At 68.9% G+C, this 15,129-nt stretch carries 26 protein-coding genes; all 26 read right to left on the bottom strand.

Annotated elements, in window-relative coordinates:
- Window positions 1-42 precede the first annotated feature (42 nt).
- Entirely contained in the window at window positions 43-264 is a 222-nt protein-coding gene (gene infA, locus O2V61_RS13570; RefSeq protein ID WP_012950459.1) for a translation initiation factor IF-1, read from the bottom strand.
- 288 nt (window positions 265-552) lie between these two features.
- A complete protein-coding gene (gene map, locus O2V61_RS13565) occupies window positions 553-1,356 on the bottom strand; it encodes a type I methionyl aminopeptidase (RefSeq protein ID WP_269183809.1) in 804 nt (267 codons plus the stop codon).
- 81 nt (window positions 1,357-1,437) lie between these two features.
- A complete protein-coding gene (locus tag O2V61_RS13560) occupies window positions 1,438-2,058 on the bottom strand; it encodes an adenylate kinase (RefSeq protein WP_269183808.1) in 621 nt (206 codons plus the stop codon).
- Window positions 2,058-3,368 carry a preprotein translocase subunit SecY gene (gene secY, locus O2V61_RS13555; protein WP_269159165.1) on the bottom strand — a complete coding sequence of 437 codons (1,311 nt, stop codon included), beginning with the start codon at window positions 3,366-3,368 and terminating at the stop codon, window positions 2,058-2,060. Before secY ends, O2V61_RS13560 begins: the two co-directional genes overlap by 1 nt.
- Window positions 3,369-3,564: 196 nt before the next feature.
- Window positions 3,565-4,008 carry a 50S ribosomal protein L15 gene (rplO, locus tag O2V61_RS13550; RefSeq protein ID WP_269183807.1) on the bottom strand — a complete coding sequence of 148 codons (444 nt, stop codon included), beginning with the start codon at window positions 4,006-4,008 and terminating at the stop codon, window positions 3,565-3,567.
- A 25-nt stretch (window positions 4,009-4,033) separates the two neighbouring features.
- Window positions 4,034-4,216 carry a 50S ribosomal protein L30 gene (gene rpmD, locus O2V61_RS13545; RefSeq protein WP_164699904.1) on the bottom strand — a complete coding sequence of 61 codons (183 nt, stop codon included), beginning with the start codon at window positions 4,214-4,216 and terminating at the stop codon, window positions 4,034-4,036.
- Between the two features lies 1 nt (window position 4,217).
- Window positions 4,218-4,859 (bottom strand): 30S ribosomal protein S5, encoded by a 642-nt coding sequence (gene rpsE, locus O2V61_RS13540; protein WP_036334292.1) that lies wholly within the window; start codon window positions 4,857-4,859, stop codon window positions 4,218-4,220.
- Between the two features lie 37 nt (window positions 4,860-4,896).
- Window positions 4,897-5,313 (bottom strand): 50S ribosomal protein L18, encoded by a 417-nt coding sequence (gene rplR / locus O2V61_RS13535; RefSeq protein WP_081975217.1) that lies wholly within the window; start codon window positions 5,311-5,313, stop codon window positions 4,897-4,899.
- Entirely contained in the window at window positions 5,313-5,852 is a 540-nt protein-coding gene (gene rplF, locus O2V61_RS13530) for a 50S ribosomal protein L6 (RefSeq protein WP_269183806.1), read from the bottom strand. Before rplF ends, rplR begins: the two co-directional genes overlap by 1 nt.
- A 15-nt stretch (window positions 5,853-5,867) precedes the next feature.
- Window positions 5,868-6,272 (bottom strand): 30S ribosomal protein S8, encoded by a 405-nt coding sequence (gene rpsH, locus O2V61_RS13525; RefSeq protein WP_442929175.1) that lies wholly within the window; start codon window positions 6,270-6,272, stop codon window positions 5,868-5,870.
- Window positions 6,273-6,411: 139 nt separating this feature from the next.
- Entirely contained in the window at window positions 6,412-6,597 is a 186-nt protein-coding gene (locus O2V61_RS13520; RefSeq protein ID WP_036334286.1) for a type Z 30S ribosomal protein S14, read from the bottom strand.
- A 32-nt stretch (window positions 6,598-6,629) separates the two neighbouring features.
- The gene (gene rplE / locus O2V61_RS13515) at window positions 6,630-7,214 is read right to left on the bottom strand and encodes a 50S ribosomal protein L5 (RefSeq protein WP_331254224.1); all 585 of its coding nucleotides are present in this window, start codon (window positions 7,212-7,214) and stop codon (window positions 6,630-6,632) included.
- Between the two features lie 5 nt (window positions 7,215-7,219).
- Window positions 7,220-7,567 carry a 50S ribosomal protein L24 gene (rplX, locus tag O2V61_RS13510; RefSeq protein ID WP_442928849.1) on the bottom strand — a complete coding sequence of 116 codons (348 nt, stop codon included), beginning with the start codon at window positions 7,565-7,567 and terminating at the stop codon, window positions 7,220-7,222.
- A gap of 2 nt (window positions 7,568-7,569) precedes the next feature.
- Complete coding sequence (gene rplN / locus O2V61_RS13505; protein ID WP_222050071.1) at window positions 7,570-7,938, bottom strand: 50S ribosomal protein L14; 369 nt, start codon at window positions 7,936-7,938, stop codon at window positions 7,570-7,572.
- A gap of 200 nt (window positions 7,939-8,138) precedes the next feature.
- A complete protein-coding gene (gene rpsQ / locus O2V61_RS13500) occupies window positions 8,139-8,444 on the bottom strand; it encodes a 30S ribosomal protein S17 (protein WP_269183804.1) in 306 nt (101 codons plus the stop codon).
- Entirely contained in the window at window positions 8,441-8,674 is a 234-nt protein-coding gene (gene rpmC, locus O2V61_RS13495; RefSeq protein WP_014742850.1) for a 50S ribosomal protein L29, read from the bottom strand. The genes rpsQ and rpmC overlap by 4 nt, the downstream gene beginning before the upstream one ends.
- Window positions 8,674-9,090, bottom strand: coding sequence for a 50S ribosomal protein L16 (gene rplP, locus O2V61_RS13490; protein WP_269170512.1), 417 nt, complete (start codon window positions 9,088-9,090; stop codon window positions 8,674-8,676). The genes rpmC and rplP overlap by 1 nt, the downstream gene beginning before the upstream one ends.
- 3 nt (window positions 9,091-9,093) lie before the next feature.
- Window positions 9,094-10,023, bottom strand: coding sequence for a 30S ribosomal protein S3 (rpsC, locus tag O2V61_RS13485; RefSeq protein WP_269183803.1), 930 nt, complete (start codon window positions 10,021-10,023; stop codon window positions 9,094-9,096).
- Window positions 10,023-10,490 (bottom strand): 50S ribosomal protein L22, encoded by a 468-nt coding sequence (gene rplV / locus O2V61_RS13480; protein ID WP_164699905.1) that lies wholly within the window; start codon window positions 10,488-10,490, stop codon window positions 10,023-10,025. The genes rpsC and rplV overlap by 1 nt, the downstream gene beginning before the upstream one ends.
- 28 nt (window positions 10,491-10,518) lie before the next feature.
- Entirely contained in the window at window positions 10,519-10,800 is a 282-nt protein-coding gene (gene rpsS, locus O2V61_RS13475; protein ID WP_036334275.1) for a 30S ribosomal protein S19, read from the bottom strand.
- 23 nt (window positions 10,801-10,823) lie between these two features.
- Window positions 10,824-11,657, bottom strand: a complete 834-nt coding sequence (rplB, locus tag O2V61_RS13470) for a 50S ribosomal protein L2 (protein WP_269183802.1) — start codon at window positions 11,655-11,657, stop codon at window positions 10,824-10,826.
- A 54-nt stretch (window positions 11,658-11,711) separates the two neighbouring features.
- Window positions 11,712-12,014 (bottom strand): 50S ribosomal protein L23, encoded by a 303-nt coding sequence (rplW, locus tag O2V61_RS13465; protein WP_014742856.1) that lies wholly within the window; start codon window positions 12,012-12,014, stop codon window positions 11,712-11,714.
- Window positions 12,011-12,784 carry a 50S ribosomal protein L4 gene (rplD, locus tag O2V61_RS13460; protein WP_269183801.1) on the bottom strand — a complete coding sequence of 258 codons (774 nt, stop codon included), beginning with the start codon at window positions 12,782-12,784 and terminating at the stop codon, window positions 12,011-12,013. Before rplD ends, rplW begins: the two co-directional genes overlap by 4 nt.
- Window positions 12,781-13,446, bottom strand: a complete 666-nt coding sequence (rplC, locus tag O2V61_RS13455; protein ID WP_269183800.1) for a 50S ribosomal protein L3 — start codon at window positions 13,444-13,446, stop codon at window positions 12,781-12,783. The genes rplD and rplC overlap by 4 nt, the downstream gene beginning before the upstream one ends.
- Before the next feature lie 14 nt (window positions 13,447-13,460).
- On the bottom strand, window positions 13,461-13,766 hold the full coding sequence (rpsJ, locus tag O2V61_RS13450; RefSeq protein ID WP_014742859.1) for a 30S ribosomal protein S10: 306 nt from the start codon (window positions 13,764-13,766) through the stop codon (window positions 13,461-13,463).
- Between the two features lie 119 nt (window positions 13,767-13,885).
- Window positions 13,886-15,079, bottom strand: a complete 1,194-nt coding sequence (gene tuf / locus O2V61_RS13445) for an elongation factor Tu (protein WP_036334269.1) — start codon at window positions 15,077-15,079, stop codon at window positions 13,886-13,888.
- Between the last annotated feature and the right edge of the window lie 50 nt (window positions 15,080-15,129).

Here is a 15,129-nt window from a genome sequence, read left to right as displayed (position 1 = left end):
GCCGACCCCCGGACCCACGTGGGGACCCGGACCGGCAGCGGGTTACTTGTAGCGGTAGACGATGCGGCCGCGGGTCAGGTCGTAGGGCGACAGCTCTACGACCACGCGGTCCTCGGGCAGGATCCGGATGTAGTGCTGCCGCATCTTGCCGCTGATGTGGGCGAGCACCCGGTGCCCGTTCTGCAGTTCGACCCGGAACATCGCGTTGGGCAGCGGCTCGACGACACGACCCTCGACCTCGATGGCCCCGTCCTTCTTTGCCACGCCTACACGGCCTCCTCGTTCGATCAGACTGCATGCGCCCATGCCGGGATGGCACGGGCGGTGGTGCGGGGTTTCCTTGCTGGCTGCACCTGATGGACACGGTGCGGTGGTACGGGCGATCTCACTGAGGGCGTCCGACGGCGTACGGCCACAGCACGACGACGGACGGCGCGAACGCCATCGGCCACTGTACTCCCCACCGCACCCGGGCTCCAACCCGGGCCGTGGTGACCATCCCCTCCTCGCCGCCGGCGTCGGCAGGCGCGGGCTGAGGGCCCAGAGCACGGATCAGGAGCGGGGGGTGACCCCGAAGGGTGCGAGACCGGCCAGGCCACCGTCCTCCGCCGTGAGGACCCAGGGCCCCTCCGGCGTGATGGCGACACTGTGCTCGAAGTGCGCGGCACGGGAGCCGTCCTTGGTGACGACCGTCCAGCCGTCGTCCAGCTCCACGGTGGCCGGGTCGCCGACGGTGACCATGGGCTCGATCGCGAGGGCCAGGCCGGGGACCAGCTTCGGCCCACGACCCGGGCGCCCGTAGTTCAGCACGTGGGGGTCCTGGTGCATCTCCGTGCCGATGCCGTGCCCGCCGTAGTGGTCGACGATCCCGTACCGGTGCTCGTGCGCGGTGATCGACTCCTCCACGGCGTGGCTGATGTCGGTGAGCCGGCCACCGGCGACGGCCCTGGCGAGCCCGGCCCACATCGACCGCTCGGTGACCTCCAGGAGCGCCACGTCCGCTGCCGACGGTGTACCGACGGACACGGTGATGGCCGAGTCGCTGTGCCAGCCCTGGAGGATGGCGCCGCAGTCGATCGAGATGTTGTCGCCCTCGACCAGCGTCCGGTCGGGGTTCGGGATCCCGTGGACCACCTCGTCGTTGACCGACGCACAGATGGTGCCGGTGAACCCGTGGTACCCCAGGAAGTTCGGCACAGCGCCGGAAGACCGGATGTGGTCCTCGGCGATCGCGTCGAGCTCACCGGTGGTCACCCCGGGCCGGACGGCGGCGCGCACTGCCTTGAGGGCCCCGGCGGTGACCAGTCCGGAGGCGCGCATGAGCTCGATCTCGTGCGCTGTCTTGATCTGGATCATGCGTCCACTCCACTTCGCCAGCAGCGGCAACCAGGACGCCCACCCGGGACCGCGGTCACCGTGCACCGCGACCTCGCTGGGTCAGCGCCCGGACTCGTCGTCGGGCTCGTCGGCCAGCGCCTCGTCGGCGCCGAGCGCCTCCAGGGCGCGTCGGGTGACCTCGTCGATCTCCCCGATGGCATCGATCCGGCTGAGCAGCCCAACCTCGTCGTAGAACCCGGCCAACGGCGCGGTCTGTTCCCGGTAGACCTCGAGCCGGTGCCGCACGGTCTCGGGCTTGTCGTCCTCCCGCTGGACCATCTCGCCGTCGACCGACACCCGCCGGCCGGAGAGCCGCCGTACGAGCTCCTCCTCGTCGACGACGAGCTCCAAGCAGCGGTCGAGTCGGTTCCCCATCTCCGCCAGCGAGTCACGCAGCTGCTCGGCCTGGGCGATGGTGCGCGGGAAGCCGTCGAGCAGGAAGCCTGCCTTGGCATCGGGCTCGGCCAGTCGATCGGAGACCATCGCGACGGTGATCTCGTCGGGCACCAGGTCGCCGGCGTCCATGTAGGCCTTCGCCTGCTTGCCCAGGTCGGTCTGACTGGTGACGTTGGCGCGGAAGATGTCGCCAGTCGAGATCGCCGGCACACTAAGCCGAGCGGCGATGACCTGCGCCTGGGTCCCCTTGCCTGCCCCGGGAGGGCCCAGCAGCACGACGCGCATCAGCGGAGGAACCCTTCGTAGCTGCGCTGGTTGAGCTGCGTCTCGATCTGCTTCACCGTCTCCAAGCCCACTCCCACCATGATCAGCACCGCGGTCCCGCCGAACGGGAAGTTCTGGTTCTGCCCCTCTTGGGTGATCGAGAGGAACAGGTTGGGCAGCACGGCCACCAACCCGAGGTAGATCGACCCCGGCAGGGTGATCCGGGACAGCACGTACTGCAGGTACTCCGCGGTGGGCCGGCCGGGACGGATGCCCGGGATGAAGCCGCCGTACCGCTTCATGTCATCGGCCCGCTCTTCGGGGTTGAACGTGATCGACACGTAGAAGTACGTGAAGAAGATGATCAGCCCGAAGTAGATGGCGATGTGCACCGGGCTGCTCTGGTTGATCACGTAGTTCTCGAAGAACCGGCGGACCGGGCCGCTCGAGTCGCTCTGCAGCTGGCTGAGCAGCTGAGGCAGGTAGAGCAGCGACGAGGCGAAGATGACCGGGATGACGCCGGCCTGGTTCACCTTCAGCGGCAGGTAGGTCGACGTCCCGCCGTACATCCGGCGGCCGACCATCCGCTTGGCGTACTGCACCGGGATGCGGCGTTGCGCCTGCTCGACGTAGACCACCGAGGCGATGACCACCAGGGCGAAGACGCAGACGACGGCGAAGATGAAGGCGCCGCGGGTCTGCAGGATCGCCCCGCCCTCGGCCGGGATCCGGGCGGCGATCGAGGTGAAGATCAGCACGGACATGCCGTTGCCGATCCCCTTCTCGGTGAGCAGCTCGCCCAGCCACATGATCACGGCGGTGCCGGCGGTCAGCGTGATGACCAGGATGACCGTGGTCCACACCGAGTCCGACGGGATGATGTCCTGCGGGCAGTTCGGGAACAGCTGGCCGCTGCGGGCCAGGGCGATGATCCCGGTGCTCTGCAGCACGGCGAGCGCGATCGTCAGGTAGCGGGTGTACTGGGTCAGCTTGGCCTGACCCGACTGCCCTTCCTTCTTCAGCTGCTCGAACCGCGGGATGACCACGACCAGGAGCTGGACGATGATGCTCGCGGTGATGTACGGCATGATGCCGAGCGCGAAGACCGACAGCCGGAGCAGTGCTCCACCGGAGAACAGGTTCACCAGCGAGTAGACGTCGCGCTGATCGGACGCCGCAGCCAGGTCCAGGCAGCTGTTGATCGCCTCGGTGGACACACCCGGGCCAGGGACACTGGCGCCGAGCCGGTAGACGGCGATCAGCGCCAGGGAGAACAGCAGCTTGCGCCGGAGATCTGGCGTCCGGAACGCCGCGGCGAACGCCTGCAGCACGTGCCCTCCCCGAGTTGGTCATGTGAGGTTATCAACGTCGGCCGACATCCCCACCGCCACCGTCCCACGAGGACGGCACGAGCGGGGTCCGGCGGACCTGGACGAGTGTGGCGTGGCCCGGTCCACGACCGGACAGCAGACGACCCCCGGGGCGCAGTCACCCTGCTCGGGTGCGCGCCCCGGGGGCCGTCGACGATCAGATCTGGGTGGTGCTGCCCCCGGCAGCGCCGATCTTCTCCTGGGCGGACTTCGAGAAGGCGTGCGCCTGCACGTCGACCTTCACCCCGCCCAGCTCGCCGGTGCCGAGGACCTTGACCGGCTGACCACGACGGATGGCACCGGCGTCGGCCAGCGTCTCCGGGTCGATGGTCCCGCCCTGCGGGAACAGGGAGGCGATCCGGTCCAGGTTGACGACCTGGAAGACGACCTTGTTGTTGTTCTTGAAGCCGGAGAGCTTCGGCAGTCGCATGAAGAGGGGGGTCTGGCCACCCTCGAAGCGGGCAGAGACCTGCACGCGAGCGCCGGAGCCCTTGGTGCCGCGACCGGCCGTCTTGCCCTTGGAGCCCTCACCACGACCCACGCGGGTCTTCTTGGTGTGGGCGCCCGGGGCCGGACGCAGGTGGTGGACCTTGAGAGTCATGTCAGTGTTCCTTCTCGTCCGACGTTCAGACGATCTCTTCGACGGCGACCAGGTGCGGCACCGTCGCGACCATCCCGCGGATCTCGGGACGGTCCTCCTGGACGACCGAGTCGTTGATCCGCTTCAGCCCGAGCGAACGCAGCGTCTGGCGCTGGTTCGGCTTGGTGCCGATGGCCGACTTGACCTGGGTGACCTTCAGCTGAGCCATCTCAGACCCCCTGACCGGCCCGCGCACGCAGCATCGCGGCCGGGGCGACGTCCTCCAGGGGCAGACCGCGGCGAGCCGCGATCTCCTCGGGACGGACGAGGTCCTTCAGCGCCTGCATGGTCGCGTGGACGATGTTGATCGGGTTCGAGGACCCGAGGCTCTTGGACAGGATGTCGTGGATGCCGGCGCACTCGAGCACGGCGCGCACCGGACCACCGGCGATGACACCGGTACCCGGGCTGGCCGGCTTCAGCAGCACGACACCGGCGGCCGCCTCACCCTGCACCGGGTGCGGGATGGTGCTGGCGATGCGGGGCACCTTGTAGAAGTGCTTCTTGGCCTCCTCGACGCCCTTGGCGATCGCCGCGGGCACCTCCTTGGCCTTGCCGTACCCGACACCCACGGTGCCGTTGCCGTCTCCCACGATCACCAGCGCGGTGAAGCTGAAGCGCCGACCGCCCTTGACGACCTTGGACACGCGGTTGATGGCCACCACGCGCTCGATGAACTGGCTCTTCTCGGCGGTACCGCCGCCGGGGCCGCGGCCGCCGTCGCGGCGGTCACGGCGGTCGTTGCCGCCGCCGGCACCGCCGGGGCCACCCGTCCCGCCGGCGCCACCGCCGCGTCGCTGTGGTCCTGGCATCAGACGTCCCTCTCGATCTGCTCAGTGATGGTGCTCATCAGAAGTCCAGCCCGCCTTCGCGGGCGCCGTCCGCCAGGGCGGCGATGCGCCCGGCGTACCGGTTGCCACCGCGGTCGAACACGACGGCGGCGATCCCGGCGGCCTTGGCACGCTCCGCGACCAGTGCACCGACCTGACGGGCGAGGGCGGACTTGTCGCCCTCGGCGCCCTTCAGGCTGGCGTCCATGGTCGACGCACTGGCCAGGGTACGGCCCACCGTGTCGTCGACCACCTGGACGTGGATGTGCCGCGAACTGCGCTTGACCACCAGGCGCGGGCGCTCCGGCGTACCGCCGACGCGCTTGCGCAACCGGTTGTGCCGGCGCAGCCGCGAGACGCGGCGCGCAGTGCTGACGTCGGTGCCGACGGGCTTGTGCACCCGGACACCCTTCTCGGTCTTGGCTGCCTGTGCCATCACTTGCCCGTCTTCCCGACCTTGCGCTTGATGACCTCGCCCTGGTACCGCACGCCCTTGCCCTTGTACGGGTCGGGGCGACGGATCTTGCGGATCTTGGCGGAGACCTCGCCGACCTGCTGCTTGTCGATCCCGCTCACCCGCAGGCGAGTGGGGGCCTCGACGGTGAAGGCGATCCCCTCAGGGGCCTTGACCAGCACCGGGTGGCTGAAGCCGAGGGCGAACTCGAGGTCCGACCCGCGGGCCTGCACGCGGTAGCCGACGCCGACGATCTCCAGGGTCTTCTCGTACCCCTGGGTGACGCCGGTGATCATGTTGGCGATGAGGGTCCGCGAGAGGCCGTGCAGCGCGCGGCTCTCCCGCTCGTCGTCGGGACGCTGCACCAGCAGGGTCCCTTCCTCACCGCGCTGGACGGTGATGGGAGCGGCCACCGTGTGGCTGAGCTTCCCCTTCGGCCCGGAGACGTTGACCGTTCGCCCGTCGATGGCGACGTCAACCCCGCTCGGCACCGGAATCGGGAGTCGTCCGATCCGTGACATGTCTGCTCGCTCCTCTTACCAGACGTAGGCGAGGACTTCCCCACCCACGCCCTTCTTGTTCGCCTGCTTGTCGGTCAGCAGCCCGGTGGAGGTGGAGATGATCGCCACCCCGAGGCCGCCCAGGACCTTGGGCAGGGCGGTCGACTTCGCGTAGACACGCAGGCCGGGCTTGGAGACCCGACGGACACCGGCGATGCTGCGCTCGCGGTTGGGGCCGTACTTGAGGGAGACCACGAGCTCCTTGCGGACGTGGCCTTCGACCTCGACGTCGTTGACGGTCCAGCCGCCGATGTAACCCTCCCGCTGGAGGATCTCGGCGACCTTCGTCTTGAGCTTCGACGACGGCATGGCCGCGGCGTCGTGGTACGCCTGGTTGGCGTTGCGGATCCGCGTGAGCATGTCCGCGATCGGGTCGGTCATCGTCATGAGTGCGTCGTGCCTCTCTCGCCGCGGTTCCGCACGCTGTCGTGCGCGGGCCTCTCGGCGACGTGGGTTGTGCTCCGGGGCGTGCCCGGGAGCGAGTGGCCCGCCCCGTGCGGGGCGGGCCGTACTGCGTCTGTTACCAGCTGGACTTGGTCACGCCGGGCAGCTCGCCGGCGTGGGCCATCTCCCGCAGGCAGATCCGGCACAGGCCGAACTTGCGGAACACCGCGTGCGGACGACCGCACCGCTGGCAGCGGGTGTAGCCGCGGACGGCGAACTTCGGCGTGCGAGCCGCCTTGTTGACAAGGGCCTTCTTGGCCATCTCTTGGTCTCCTACCTTCTACGCAGACCGCGTCAGCGGGTGGTGTTCACGACGGTCTGGCCGGCGAAGGGGAACCCGAGCCGCGACAGCAGCTCCCGGCCCTCCTCGTCGGTGGTGGCGGTGGTCACCAGGGTGATGTCCATGCCCCGGGGCCGGTCGATCCTGTCGACGTCGATCTCGCGGAACATCGACTGCTCGGTCAGACCGAAGGTGTAGTTGCCGTGGCCGTCGAACTGCTTGGGGTTCAGGCCGCGGAAGTCGCGGATGCGGGGCAGGGCCAGCGACAGCAGCCGGTCCAGGAACTCCCACATGCGGTCGCCGCGGAGGGTGACCTTCGCGCCGATCGGCATGCCCTCGCGCAGCTTGAACTGCGCGATGGACTTGCGGGCCCGCACGACGGCGGGCTTCTGGCCGGTGATGGCGGTGAGGTCACGGACCGCGCCGTCCATCAGCTTGGCGTCACGGGTGGCCTCGCCGACGCCCATGTTGACCACGATCTTCACGAGACCGGGGATCTGCATGACGTTGGGGTAGCCGAACTCGGTCTGCAGGGCCGGCGCGATCTCCTCGCGGTACCGGGCCAGCATGCGGGGCAGCTCACGGGTGGGTGCGCTCATGGTGTTCAGAGGTCCTTACCGGTGCGCCGCGAGACCCGGATGTTGCGGCCTTCCTCGTCCTTGCGGTAACCGACCCGGGTCGGCTTGTCCTCGGAGTCGATCACCATCACGTTGCTCACGTGGATGGCGGCCTCCTGCGTGACGATCCCGCCCTGCTGGGCACCGCGCTGGGTGGTGCTGATCCGGGTGTGCTTCTTCACCCGGCCGATGCCCTCCACCAGGACCTTCTGGGTCCGGGGGAAGGCCGCGATGACGCGGCCCTTGGCACCCTTGTCCTTGCCGGCCAGGACGACGACGGAGTCGCCCTTCTTGACCTTCATCGACGGGGTCTTCCCGCTCGTCGGCTGAGCCATGATCACAACACCTCCGGGGCGAGCGAGATGATCCGCATGAAGCGCTTGTCGCGCAGCTCCCGGCCCACCGGGCCGAAGATGCGCGTGCCGCGCGGGTCGCCGGTGTCGCGGATGATCACCGCGGCGTTCTCGTCGAAGCGGATGTAGGAACCGTCCGGACGACGGCGCTCCTTGACCGTGCGGACGATGACGGCCTTGACCACATCGCCCTTCTTGACGCCTGCGCCCGGCAGCGCGTCCTTGACGGTGGCGACGATGACGTCACCGATGCCCGCGTAGCGACGCCCCGAGCCACCGAGCACGCGGATGCACAAGATCTCCTTGGCCCCGGTGTTGTCGGCGACCCTGAGCCGCGACTCCTGCTGGATCACTTCCTGCTCCTGAATCTGAGTGGTGACAGCCGGACCGGATCGGTGAACCGGCTGTCCGGTACCCACGTGCGGACGCACCGGCAGCGATCGCCGGCGGTGCGTCCGTGCACGGGTCCCGGGATGTGGCGCGCCCCGAAGAGCGCGCCAGTCGTCCAGGGTACTCCCTGCTCACCGACCCCGAGGGGCCGGCTGTCGACTTCTTACTTGGCCTTCTCCACGACCGTCACCAGACGCCACCGCTTGGTGGCGGAGGTGGGGCGCGTCTCCATGATCTGCACCCGGTCGCCGATGCCGGCGGTGTTCTCCTCGTCGTGCGCCTTCAGCTTGCTCGTGCGGCGCAGGACCTTGCCGTAGAGACCGTGCTTCACACGGTCCTCGACCTCGACCACGATGGTCTTGTCCATCTTGTCGCTGACCACCAGGCCCTCCCGGACCTTGCGGTAGCCACGCCCGGCCAGGCCGGGCCCGGTCGAGGTCTCGGTGCTGGTGTTCGTGACCTCGCTCATGCGACACCCTCGTTCGGGGCGACCGAGAGACCCAGCTCGCGCTCGCGCATGATCGTGTAGATCCGGGCGATGTCGCGGCGGACGGTCTGCAGTCGCCGGTTGTTGTCCAGCTGGCCGGTGGCCACCTGGAACCGCAGGTTGAACAGCTCTTCGCGCGACTCGCGCAGCCGGGTGGCCAGCTCGTCGGCGGACAGCTCGCGCAGCTCAGGCGCAGTGAGGCCGGCGGCCATCACACCTCTCCTTCGCGAGTGATGAAGCGGCACTTCATGGGGAGCTTGTGGATCGCGCGGCGCATGGCCTCGCGGGCCACCGGCTCATCGACACCCGACAGCTCGAACATGATCCGACCCGGCTTGACGTTCGCCACCCACCACTCGGGCGAGCCCTTGCCGGAACCCATGCGGGTCTCGGCCGGCTTCTTGGTCAGCGGACGGTCGGGGTAGATCGAGATCCACACCTTCCCGCCACGCTTGATGTGACGGGTCATGGCGATACGAGCGGACTCGATCTGCCGGTTCGTCACGTAGGCGGGCTCGAGAGCCTGGATCGCGAAGTCACCGAAGTTGATCGCGGTGCCGCCCTTGGCCCGCCCGGTCCGGTCCGGGTGGTGCTGCTTGCGGTGCTTGACCCGACGCGGGATGAGCACTGGTCAGCCCTCCGTGTTCTCGGCGCCGGCGGCCTTCGCAGCCGCGGTGCCCTCAGCACCGGCAGCCTCGCCGATGCTCTGTGCGGGAGCAGCCTCACCCGAGGCGACGGCGACGGCACTGGTGACGTCGGCGGGAGCCTCGGACGGCTGCTCGGTGGAGACCGGGGCGTCGGCCGCTGCGCGGCCGGCCTCGGTGCCCCCGGCAGTGGTGCCGGACGAGCCGGACCGACGCTGGGGACGCTGGGCCCGCTCACGGCGCTGCTGACGCTGGGCGAGGGCCTCGAGGGCCTCCCGCTCGGCGCGCGAACCGCTGGCGTCACCCTTGTAGATCCAGACCTTCACGCCGATGCGGCCGAAGGTCGTGCGAGCCTCGTAGATGCCGTAGTCGATGTTCGCGCGCAGCGTGTGCAGCGGGACGCGACCCTCGCGGTAGAACTCCGAACGGCTCATCTCCGTGCCGCCGAGGCGACCGGAGCACTGCACCCGGATGCCCTTGACCTGCGGGCTGCGCTGCGCCGACTGCATGGCCTTGCGCATGGCACGACGGAAGCTCACGCGGCTGGACAGCTGCTCGGCGACACCCTGGGCGACCAGCTGCGCATCGGACTCGGGGTTCTTCACCTCGAGGATGTTCAGCTGCACCTGCTTCCCGGTGAGCTTCTCGAGCTCACCGCGGATGCGGTCGGCCTCCGCACCACGGCGACCGATGACGATGCCCGGCCGGGCGGTGTGGATGTCCACTCGGACGCGGTCACGGGTGCGCTCGATCTCCACCTTCGAGATGCCGGCGCGCTCCATGCCCTTGCCCATGAGCTTCCGGATGGCCACGTCTTCCTTGACGTAGTCGGCGTACAGCTTGTCCGCGTACCACCGGGACTTGTAGTCGGTGGTGATGCCGAGCCGGAACCCGTGCGGGTTGACCTTCTGACCCACTAGCGGGTCCCTCCCCTCGTGTTGCTCTTCTGCTGCTGGGTGGCCGGGCCGGACTGCCCGGTCTCCCGACGTGCCTTGCGCGACCGCAGGGCCAGCTCAGCGCTCGAGCTCACCTCGGTCACCTCGACGGTGATGTGGCTGGTCCGCTTGTTGATGCGGAACGCCCGGCCCTGCGCTCGCGGACGGATCCGCTTGAGCGTGGGGCCCTCGTCGACGAACGCGGCGCTGACGACCAGCGCTGCGGGGTCCAACTGCAGGTTGTGCTCGGCGTTGGCAACCGCGCTGGCGACGACCTTGGCCACCGGCTCGCTGGCTGTCTGCGGGGTGAAGCGCAGCAGCGCCAGTGCCTCGTCGGTCGGCAGGTAGCGGATCATGTCCACCACCCGGCGGGCCTTCATGGGGGTGACGCTGACGAACCGGGCCGTGGCCCGGGCGACCGGCGTCTCCTGTCCCAACTGGGAAGTCATCTGGGTCTCTTCTCTACCTGGTCGTCGCTCAGCCGCGCCGCGACCGGCGGTCGTCCTTGACGTGCCCACGGAAGGTGCGCGTGGGCGCGAACTCGCCGAGCTTGTGCCCGACCATCGCCTCGGTGACGAACACCGGGACGTGCTTGCGGCCGTCGTGCACGGCGATCGTGTGCCCGAGCATGTCGGGGATGATCGTCGAACGCCGCGACCAGGTGCGGATGACGTTCTTGGTGCCCTTGTCGTTCTGGACGTCCACCTTGGCGAGCAGGTGGTCGTCGACGAACGGGCCCTTCTTGAGGCTGCGTGGCATGTCTGTCGGACTCCTCTACCCGCTCAGCGCTTCTTGTTGGTGCGCCGGCGGCGCACGATCAGGGCATCACTGGCCTTGCGCTTGCGCGTGCGGCCCTCCGGCTTGCCCTTCGGGTTGACCGGGTGCCGGCCACCGGAGGTCTTGCCCTCACCACCACCGTGCGGGTGGTCGACCGGGTTCATCGCGACACCGCGGACGGTCGGGCGCTTGCCCTTCCACCGCATCCGGCCGGCCTTGCCCCAGTTGATGTTCGACTGCTCGGCGTTGCCGACCTCACCGATCGTGCCGCGGCACCGCACGTCGACGTTGCGGATCTCGCCCGAGGGCATCCGCAGCTGGGCGAAGCGACCCTCACGGGCGACCAGCTGGACACTCGTGCCGGCCGAGCGGGCGATCTTCGCCCCGCCACCGGGCCGCAGCTCGATGGCGTGGATGACCGTGCCGACCGGGATGTTGCGCAGCGGCAGGTTGTTGCCGGGCTTGATGTCGGCCGCGGGGCCGCACTCGACCGTGTCGCCCTGCTTCAGCTTCGCCGGCGCGATGATGTAGCGCTTCTCCCCGTCGGCGAAGTGCAGCAGCGCGATGCGCGACGTGCGGTTCGGGTCGTACTCGATGTGCGCGACCTTGGCCGGCACACCGTCCTTGTCGGCCCGGCGGAAGTCGATGAGACGGTAGGCACGCTTGTGCCCGCCGCCCTGGTGGCGAGCAGTCACACGACCGTGGACGTTGCGCCCGCCACGACCGTGCAGCGGTCGGACCAGCGACTTCTCGGGATGGTCGCGGGTGACCTCGGCGAAGTCGGCGACGGACGAGCCGCGGCGGCCCGGCGTCGTCGGCTTGTACTTACGGATGGCCATGGTTCCTCAGAGTCCCTGTCTGTTCTCTCTGGTCCGATCGGTGGTCACCGGCGCTCAGGCGCCGGGTCCACCGAAGAGCTCGATGCGGTCACCGGGGGCAACGGAGACGATGGCGCGCTTGGTGTCCTTGCGCTTCCCCATCACAGCGCCCTTGGAGCGCTTCCTCTTCCCCTGGCGGTTGATCGTGTTGACGGCGAGGACCTTCACGTTGAAGACCTGCTGCACCGCGATCTTGATCTGGGTCTTGTTGGCGTCGGGCCGGACGATGAACGTGTACTTGTTCTCGTCCAGGAGCCCGTAGCTCTTCTCCGAGATGACCGGGGACAGCAGCACGTCCCGGGGGTCGCGGACGCTCATGCCTTCTCCTCGGTCGTCTCGGTCGTGGTGGCCGGCGCGATCGAGGGCACGTCGCCGTCGATCTCGTGGGTCTCCAGGTCGGGGAGCTCGGCCGAGGAGGCCGCGCCCTTGCCGCCCCGGGCCGGGCCGGTGACGTACTCGTCCAGCGCGGTCTCGGTGAAGACCACCTCGTCGGACACGAGCACGTCGTAGGTGTTGAGCTGACCGGCCTCGATGAGGTGCACCCGCGGCACGTTGCGCAGGCTCACCCAGTTGAGGACGTCGTCCCGGTCGAGGACGACCAGCACGCGCTTGGCGGTGCTGATCGCGTCGAGGACCTTCAGCGCCGCCTTGGTCGAGGGAGCGTCACCCTCGACGAACGCGGACACGACGTGCACGCGGCCGTCCCGGGCCCGGTCGGAGAGGGCACCGCGCAGGGCGGCGGCCTTCATCTTCTTGGGCGTCTTCTGCTCGTAGTTGCGCGGCTGCGGGCCGTGCGAGATGCCACCGCCGGTGAACTGCGGCGAGCGCAGCGAACCCTGACGGGCACGACCGGTGCCCTTCTGGCGGTACGGCTTGGCGCCGGTACCGCTGACCTGGGCGCGCGTCTTGGTCGAGTGTGTGCCCTGGCGGGCCGCGGCCAGCTGGGCCACGACGACCTGGTGCAACAGCGAGACGTTGGCCGGGGCGTCGAAGAGCTCACCGGGCAGCGTCACGCTGCCGGAGGTCTCCCCCGCCGGCGTCCGGACGTCGACCTGACGGTCGGACCGGGTGTCGGTCTGCTGACTCACTTCGCGTCACTCCCTACGGGGCCACCCTTGACCGCGGAACGGACGAGCAGCAGCCCGCCGCGCGGACCGGGGACGGCGCCCTTGATGAGCACCAGGCCCTTCTCCGTGTCGATCTGGTGGACCTTCAGCGAGAGCGTGGTCGTGGTGACCGCGCCCATGCGTCCGGCCATGCGCACGCCCTTGAAGACGCGACCCGGGGTGGAGGCCCCGCCGATCGAGCCGGGGGCGCGGTGCTTGCGGTGGGTGCCGTGACCCGCGCCGAGGCCCTTGAAGCCGTGACGCTTCATGACGCCGGCGGTGCCCTTGCCCTTGCTGGTGCCGATGACGTCGACCTTGGCCACGTCGGAGAAGACCTCGGCGGTCAGCTCCTGACCGACCGTGTAGTCAGCGGCGTCCTCGGTGCGCAGCTCGACCAGGTGCCGGCGCGGCGTGACGCCTGCCTTGGCGAAGTGCCCGCCCTCGGGCTTGTTCACCTTGCGGGGGTCGATCGCACCGAAACCGAGCTGGACGGCGGAGTAGCCGTCCTTCTCGGGGGTGCGCACCTGGGTGACCACGCACGGGCCCGCCTTGATGACGGTCACCGGCACGATGCGGTTGTTCTCGTCGAATACCTGGGTCATCCCCAGCTTCTCGCCGAGGAGACCACGGAATGTGCTCGCCATGTCTGGGACAGCCCTTACTGGATGTTGACGTCGACCGAGGCCGGCAGGTCGATGCGCATGAGCGCGTCGACCGTCTTCGGCGTCGGGTCGAGGATGTCGATGAGCCGCTTGTGCGTACGCATCTCGAAGTGCTCGCGCGAGTCCTTGTACTTGTGCGGCGAGCGGATGACGCAGTACACGTTCTTCTCCGTCGGCAGCGGCACTGGGCCGACGACGCGCGCTCCGGTCTTCGTCACCGTGTCCACGATGCGCCGAGCCGAGGCATCGATCGCCTCGTGGTCGTAGGCCTTCAGCCGGATGCGGATCTTCTGTCCCGCCATCGGTTGTCTTCGCTCCTGCCGATCGGTTGTGAAAGTACAAGTGGGTCTGCTGACCCTGGGTCGGGTGTCCCGACCCGGCTGACGGGCGGCGGCCGAACCGGCCGCCGCCCGTCAGGGTGTCACTGGTTGATCTTGACGACCCGACCGGCGCCAACGGTGCGGCCACCCTCGCGGATGGCGAAGCGCAGGCCCTCCTCCATGGCGATCGGCTGGATCAGCTCGACCGACATCTCGGTGTTGTCGCCGGGCATGACCATCTCGGTGCCCGCAGGCAGCGTGACGACGCCGGTGACGTCCGTGGTCCGGAAGTAGAACTGGGGACGGTAGTTGTTGAAGAACGGCGTGTGCCGGCCACCCTCGTCCTTCGAGAGGATGTAGACCGAGCCCTCGAAGTTCGTGTGCGGGGTGATCGAACCCGGCTTCACGACGACCTGGCCGCGCTCGACGTCCTCGCGCTTGATGCCACGCAGCAGCAGACCGACGTTGTCACCGGCCTGACCCTGGTCGAGCAGCTTGCGGAACATCTCGACGCCGGTGACGGTCGTCTTGGTCGAGTTCGGGCGGATGCCGACGATCTCGATCTCCTCGGAGACCTTGACGATGCCGCGCTCGACGCGACCGGTGACGACGGTGCCACGACCGGTGATCGTGAAGACGTCCTCGACGGGCATGAGGAACGGCTTGTCGATCTCACGCTCGGGCTCGGGGATCGCCGTGTCGACGGCGTTCATCAGCTCCATGAGCTTGTCGCCCCACTCGGCGTCGCCCTCGAGCGCCTTCAGCGCCGAGACGCGGACCACGGGGACGTCGTCGCCCGGGAACTCGTACTCGGACAGCAGCTCGCGGACCTCCAGCTCGACGAGCTCGAGGATCTCCTCGTCGTCGACCATGTCGGCCTTGTTCAGCGCGACCACGATGTAGGGGACGCCGACCTGGCGGGCCAGGAGGACGTGCTCCTTGGTCTGCGGCATCGGGCCGTCGGTGGCGGCCACCACGAGGATGGCGCCGTCCATCTGCGCCGCACCCGTGATCATGTTCTTGATGTAGTCGGCGTGCCCGGGGCAGTCGACGTGCGCGTAGTGCCGGTTCTCGGTCTGGTACTCGACGTGGGCGATCGAGATCGTGATGCCGCGAGCCTTCTCCTCGGGCGCCTTGTCGATCATGTCGAACGCGGACGCCTCGTTGAGGTTCGGGAACTTGTCGTGCAGCACCTTGGTGATCGCCGCGGTCAGCGTCGTCTTGCCGTGGTCGATGTGCCCGATGGTGCCGATGTTGACGTGCGGCTTGGTCCGCTCGAACTTGGCCTTGGCCACTGGGATCCTCTCTCCGTGTCTTCGCAGTCGTGCTCGTGTCTGGGGTGGTC

The organism is Modestobacter sp. VKM Ac-2985 (assembly GCF_026967925.1).
Classification (GTDB): domain Bacteria; phylum Actinomycetota; class Actinomycetes; order Mycobacteriales; family Geodermatophilaceae; genus Modestobacter.
Note: the sequence above shows the minus strand (reverse complement) of the source record. Positions and strands in the feature narration are given on the sequence as shown.

Coding starts and splice junctions, on each gene's coding strand:
- map (WP_269183809.1), bottom strand. CDS start 1,356: ATGATCCAGATCAAGACAGCGCACGAGATCGAGCTCATGCGCGCCTCC.
- O2V61_RS13560 (WP_269183808.1), bottom strand. CDS start 2,058: ATGCGCGTCGTGCTGCTGGGCCCTCCCGGGGCAGGCAAGGGGACCCAG.
- rplO (WP_269183807.1), bottom strand. CDS start 4,008: ATGACTCTCAAGGTCCACCACCTGCGTCCGGCCCCGGGCGCCCACACC.
- rpmD (WP_164699904.1), bottom strand. CDS start 4,216: ATGGCTCAGCTGAAGGTCACCCAGGTCAAGTCGGCCATCGGCACCAAG.
- rpsE (WP_036334292.1), bottom strand. CDS start 4,859: ATGCCAGGACCACAGCGACGCGGCGGTGGCGCCGGCGGGACGGGTGGC.
- rplR (WP_081975217.1), bottom strand. CDS start 5,313: ATGGCACAGGCAGCCAAGACCGAGAAGGGTGTCCGGGTGCACAAGCCC.
- rplF (WP_269183806.1), bottom strand. CDS start 5,852: ATGTCACGGATCGGACGACTCCCGATTCCGGTGCCGAGCGGGGTTGAC.
- rpsH (WP_442929175.1), bottom strand. CDS start 6,272: ATGACCGACCCGATCGCGGACATGCTCACGCGGATCCGCAACGCCAAC.
- O2V61_RS13520 (WP_036334286.1), bottom strand. CDS start 6,597: ATGGCCAAGAAGGCCCTTGTCAACAAGGCGGCTCGCACGCCGAAGTTC.
- rplE (WP_331254224.1), bottom strand. CDS start 7,214: ATGAGCGCACCCACCCGTGAGCTGCCCCGCATGCTGGCCCGGTACCGC.
- rplX (WP_442928849.1), bottom strand. CDS start 7,567: ATGGCTCAGCCGACGAGCGGGAAGACCCCGTCGATGAAGGTCAAGAAG.
- rpsQ (WP_269183804.1), bottom strand. CDS start 8,444: ATGAGCGAGGTCACGAACACCAGCACCGAGACCTCGACCGGGCCCGGC.
- rpmC (WP_014742850.1), bottom strand. CDS start 8,674: ATGGCCGCCGGCCTCACTGCGCCTGAGCTGCGCGAGCTGTCCGCCGAC.
- rplV (WP_164699905.1), bottom strand. CDS start 10,490: ATGACTTCCCAGTTGGGACAGGAGACGCCGGTCGCCCGGGCCACGGCC.
- rpsS (WP_036334275.1), bottom strand. CDS start 10,800: ATGCCACGCAGCCTCAAGAAGGGCCCGTTCGTCGACGACCACCTGCTC.
- rplB (WP_269183802.1), bottom strand. CDS start 11,657: ATGGCCATCCGTAAGTACAAGCCGACGACGCCGGGCCGCCGCGGCTCG.
- rplW (WP_014742856.1), bottom strand. CDS start 12,014: ATGAGCGTCCGCGACCCCCGGGACGTGCTGCTGTCCCCGGTCATCTCG.
- rplC (WP_269183800.1), bottom strand. CDS start 13,446: ATGGCGAGCACATTCCGTGGTCTCCTCGGCGAGAAGCTGGGGATGACC.
- rpsJ (WP_014742859.1), bottom strand. CDS start 13,766: ATGGCGGGACAGAAGATCCGCATCCGGCTGAAGGCCTACGACCACGAG.